Here is a 4,431-nt window from a genome sequence, read left to right as displayed (position 1 = left end):
CGTCACCGGCGGCTATACGGGCGAAGGGTTCAAGACGGTCATTCCGGCCGAGGCGTCGGCGAAGATATCCTTCCGACTCGTCGCCGGCCAGGACCCGCAGGCGATCCGCGAGCATTTCCGCGCCTTCGTGCGCCGTCGCGTTCCGGCCGACTGTTCGGTCGCGTTTAGCGATCATGGCGCCTCGCCCGCCAGCATCCTGGCCGCCGATGCGCCCGCCGTCCTCGCCGCCAAGGCGGCGCTGTCGGACGAATGGCCCAAGCCCGCCGTCGTGATCGGCATGGGCGGCTCGATCCCCGTCGTCGGCGACTTCAAGGCGATGCTCGGCATGGAGTCGCTCCTGGTCGGCTTTGCCCTTGCCGACGACCGCATCCATTCACCGAACGAGAAATACGATCTCAACGCGTTCGCCAGGGGTCGTCGCTCCTGGGCGCGCATCCTTGATGCGCTGGCGCGCCGCTGACCGCTCTATCTCTTTGATTCGTCGTGTTTTCGAACCGCGAAACCGCCCGCACTTTCGCTGAAAACGCTCTAACCGGCGGGTGCCGGCGGGCGGTCGGCCGCGCGCCGCTCATGGACCGCGATCGATGGTCGCTCGAACAGGAACCGGCCGAGACCGGTCATCTTCGTCATCCTGTAGAGCACGATCGGCCCTGAGAGCGCGGCAACCGTCGTAACGAGCGCGGCGAGGCCGACATCGCTTATAAGCCCGGTCTTGACGATCACGGTCCGGGTCACCGCCATGGGAAGGAAGAACGCCAGGTAGATCACGATCGAATGCCGGCCGATCCAGGCAAGGCCGCCGATCGCGCCCGACCGGGAACGCAGCCGCGCCGCGACCACCGCGACCGTCACGATCGCCGCCGTGCCGAGGGCGGCCAAAAGCAGGCCGCTTCCCGGAACGGACTGGTTCTGCATCGCGGTCGCATGCACAGGCGCCCACACGGCGAGCAGCAGCACGGCCGGCAGGGGATTGTCCGCAATCCCGCCCGCAAAGGCGATGATGCGGTCCCGCAACGCATGGCCGGCCAGGAAGAAGACGAGGCAGTCGGCGAGTTCGTCGACGACCAGCCAGCCCGTCGAGACGGGCAGCACGTGCGCGATGACCGCGACGGCAAGGACGAGCCGCCCCGGAAGGGGCTCCGCGAGCCGCGCGAGGACGAAGAAGACCGGCAGCAGATAGATGAACCACAGCGTTCCGAACGGCTGCACGAACGCCGTCAGATAGGCCTGAAGCGCGCCGGCCACGCCGATCTCGCCCGCCATGCCCGGCGCCGTGAACGCGAACTGGATCGTCACCCACAGCGCGTAGAAATAGGCGTAGTGAAGAACGCGCCGGTCGATGAAGCGCCGCCACCGCCAGCCCATCACCCGATGGGCGAACAGGCCGGCAATGACGAAGAAGGCGGGCACGCGGAACGGTTCGGCGAACGCCACCAGGCCGTGCAGCCACCCCGCGCCGCCCATGGCAAGACCCACGCCCAGGGTCGAATGCATCGTCACCACCACGATGATGCAAATGCCCCGCGCGTGGTCGATCCAGCCTATGCGTGCCTGTCCGTGCATATCGATATCCTTGAACGGCCTTGCGCCGGACTATCAGGCGGCCGTGGCCGTTCGCTGAACGAAGGGTCGCCGATCGCGATCATGGTTTGCGACCGGTTAAGCCGGCCGGAGGCCGTTCCCGCGTCCGGCCCCTCGGCGGGCTGCATTGCGCAAGGCGCGGTCACCGCCGGTTAACCCCGCCTTAAATCGCCCGGCTCTAGGATCATCGCGCCGTTGCCGGGATCTGACCCCGGTACGCAGTCACGGTTGTGCGGGTCCGCATGTTCTCATCGAAAACCAGGCGCAAACCGCGTGTGGAACCCCGTTTCGAGGACGGGAAGCGGCGCGGCGCCGGCGCCGATTTTTCCGTCAGCGCCGACGATCGGGCCGCACCGCCGCCGCAGCGCGCGCGCAAGGCGGGCGGAAAGCGCAAGCGGCCCGGTGGCCGCAAGACCGGCCGCCCGTCAAGGAGGACCGGCCGCGCCCGTGGGCTGATCGGCGGCTTTTTCTATTGGGGGCTCATCGCCTGCATCTGGGGGGGCGTGGCCCTGGTCGGCCTCGTCGCCTGGTACGGCGCGCAACTGCCCTCGGCCAGCACCTGGTCCGTTCCGGACCGTCCGCCCAACGTCAAGATCGTCGCCTCGGGCGGCGCGCTCGTCACCAACCGCGGCGCGACCGGCGGGCAGGCGCTCGGCCTGCACGAAATGAGCCCCTACATACCCAAGGCCGTGGTGGCCATCGAGGACCGGCGCTTTTTTTCCCATTTCGGCGTCGATCCGATCGGGCTGGCGCGGGCCATGGTCCGCAATGTCATGGAAAGGCGGCTCGTCCAGGGCGGCTCGACATTGACGCAGCAGCTCGCCAAGAACCTGTTCCTGACACCGGAGCGCACGATCGGCCGCAAGGTGCAGGAGGTGCTGCTCGCCTTCTGGCTCGAACGGAGCTATTCCAAGCAGCAGATCCTCGAAATGTATCTCAACCGGGTCTATTTCGGCGCTGGCGCCTATGGCGTCGAATCGGCCGCGCGCCGCTATTTCGGCAGATCCGCGCGGGACGTCTCGCTGCCCGAGGCCGCGCTGCTGGCGGGCCTGCTCAGGGCGCCTTCGCGCCTGTCGCCCAACCGCGATCCCGAGGCGGCCGAACGCCGGGCGCAGCTCGTGCTGGCCGTCATGCGCGACCAGGAGCTTGTCTCCGACGGCGAGATGACCGCCGCGCTCGCCCAGCCCAGACCCCGCGCCAGCCGTTACTGGTCGGGCGCCCATCACTATGTCGCCGACGCGGTCATGGAGGAATTGCCGGACCTGGTCGGCGAGGTGCGGCGCGACCTGATCGTCGACACGACCATCGATCTGTCGCTGCAGAAGGCGGCCGAGGCCGCGATCCGCAAGGCCATCGCCGACAAGGGCGCCGACCACGATGTAAGCCAGGGCGCGTTCGTCGCCATGGATATGTCGGGCGCGGTGCGGGCGCTGGTCGGCGGGGCCGACTATGAGCGCTCGCAGTTCGACCGGGCGACGCAAGCCAGGCGCCAGCCGGGCTCGGCCTTCAAGCCGTTCGTCTATCTGACCGCTCTCGGGCAGGGTGCCGCACCCACCACGGTGCGCAACGATGCGCCGATCCGGATCGGCGACTGGTCGCCGGAGAACTATCGCGGCCGCTACCATGGCGCGGTCACGCTGGAGACGGCGCTGGCGAAATCGCTCAATTCCGTGGCGGTTCAACTGATCATGGAGGCCGGACCGGGCAATGTCGCGCGAACGGCGCGCCGGATGGGCATCCAATCGACGCTGGCCGCCAACGCCTCGCTCGCGCTGGGAACCTCAGAGGTCACGCTGAAGGAGCTGACGGCCGCCTATCTGCCGTTCGCCACGGGGGGCTATCGCGCCGAACCGCATCTCGTCCGCCGGGTGACGACGCCCGACGGCGAGGTGCTCTATGAACGCACCCAAAACCGGCAGCGCGTGCTGGCGCCCGATCTTGCCGCCATGATGAACCGGATGATGACCCGGACAATCCGCGCGGGCACGGCGCGCGCGGCCGGTTTCGACCATCCCGCCGCCGGCAAGACCGGCACGACGCAGAACGCGCGCGATGCCTGGTTCGTCGGCTACACGGCGCATCTGGTCGCCGGCGTCTGGTTCGGCAATGACGATGGGACGCCGATGCGCGACGTGACGGGCGGCAACCTGCCCGCCGGGACTTGGCGCGCGGTCATGCGGCCGGCCCATGCGAACCTGCCGCTTGTCGACCTTCCCGGTTACATGCCCTTCAACGTCATCCCGCTGCCGCGTCCCGACCGGGCGCCGCTTCCTCCGGCCGGCGTGCCGATGGCCGGCGCGGACGGGCGAGGGGGGCTCGTTCCGCCGTCGCCGGACCGCACGGTGACGTCGTCCACCGGCGGACCGCGTCCATCGGCCAGTGTGGGCGAGGTGCGATCGCGCACCGTGCTTGACGCCATTTTGGGCCGTTAGCACAAGGGGCCATCAACGCCATTCTTCAATGCCGTCAGATCTTCCATCGACGGCTTGCGCGCATCCGCTTCATGCGGTGTTTCATCTGCCGGGTGATCGTTTTCGGCATGGATCGCTTTCAGATGGGGGAGATCGAAATCGCCGCCCGGCCCAGTCGGACGCCGCGCTTGCGGGCCGCTTCCATGCCTTCCCTTGTGTGCTCGACCACAACGCCCCGCTCGAAATGGGCCGAGGCCGCAATGACCCTTGGCGCGAAGAACCGGGCGCCGGACTGCGATCGCCGGTTCACGGCGCCGTGACCCGGGCAGCCTTTTCGACGTCCAGCGCCAGGGTTGCAAAACAATCCCCGATGGGCCGCCTTGCAGGCAAAAATCGACCTCCTTATATAGCCGCCAGCACGGACGGCGCGCCAGGCGCC

The 4,431-nt window shown here is 68.4% G+C and carries 4 protein-coding genes; 2 read left to right on the top strand and 2 right to left on the bottom strand.

Annotated features, from left to right (window positions below):
* Window positions 1-460 (top strand): M20/M25/M40 family metallo-hydrolase (locus tag AC5E6L_RS14385; RefSeq protein ID WP_491774197.1); only part of this gene is annotated, 460 nt, incomplete at its 5' end.
* Between the two features lie 68 nt (window positions 461-528).
* Here AC5E6L_RS14385 and AC5E6L_RS14380 read toward each other — a convergent pair.
* A complete protein-coding gene (locus AC5E6L_RS14380) occupies window positions 529-1,563 on the bottom strand; it encodes an acyltransferase family protein (RefSeq protein ID WP_491774195.1) in 1,035 nt (344 codons plus the stop codon).
* A gap of 260 nt (window positions 1,564-1,823) precedes the next feature.
* Between AC5E6L_RS14380 and AC5E6L_RS14375 the strand changes: the two genes are divergently transcribed.
* Entirely contained in the window at window positions 1,824-4,013 is a 2,190-nt protein-coding gene (locus AC5E6L_RS14375) for a transglycosylase domain-containing protein (protein WP_491229612.1), read from the top strand.
* Here AC5E6L_RS14375 and AC5E6L_RS14370 read toward each other — a convergent pair.
* The coding region (locus tag AC5E6L_RS14370; protein ID WP_491774193.1) for a hypothetical protein at window positions 4,010-4,431 on the bottom strand (422 nt) is incomplete at its 5' end. The genes AC5E6L_RS14375 and AC5E6L_RS14370 overlap by 4 nt on opposite strands.

This window comes from Roseitalea sp. (genome assembly GCF_984466335.1).
This window is presented reverse-complemented; position numbering and strand designations above follow the sequence as displayed.

What these genes read in the sequence shown, in the direction of transcription:
- AC5E6L_RS14375 (WP_491229612.1), top strand. Translation starts at nt 1,824, where the DNA reads ATGTTCTCATCGAAAACCAGGCGCAAACCGCGTGTGGAACCCCGTTTC.
- AC5E6L_RS14380 (WP_491774195.1), bottom strand. Translation starts at nt 1,563, where the DNA reads ATGCACGGACAGGCACGCATAGGCTGGATCGACCACGCGCGGGGCATT.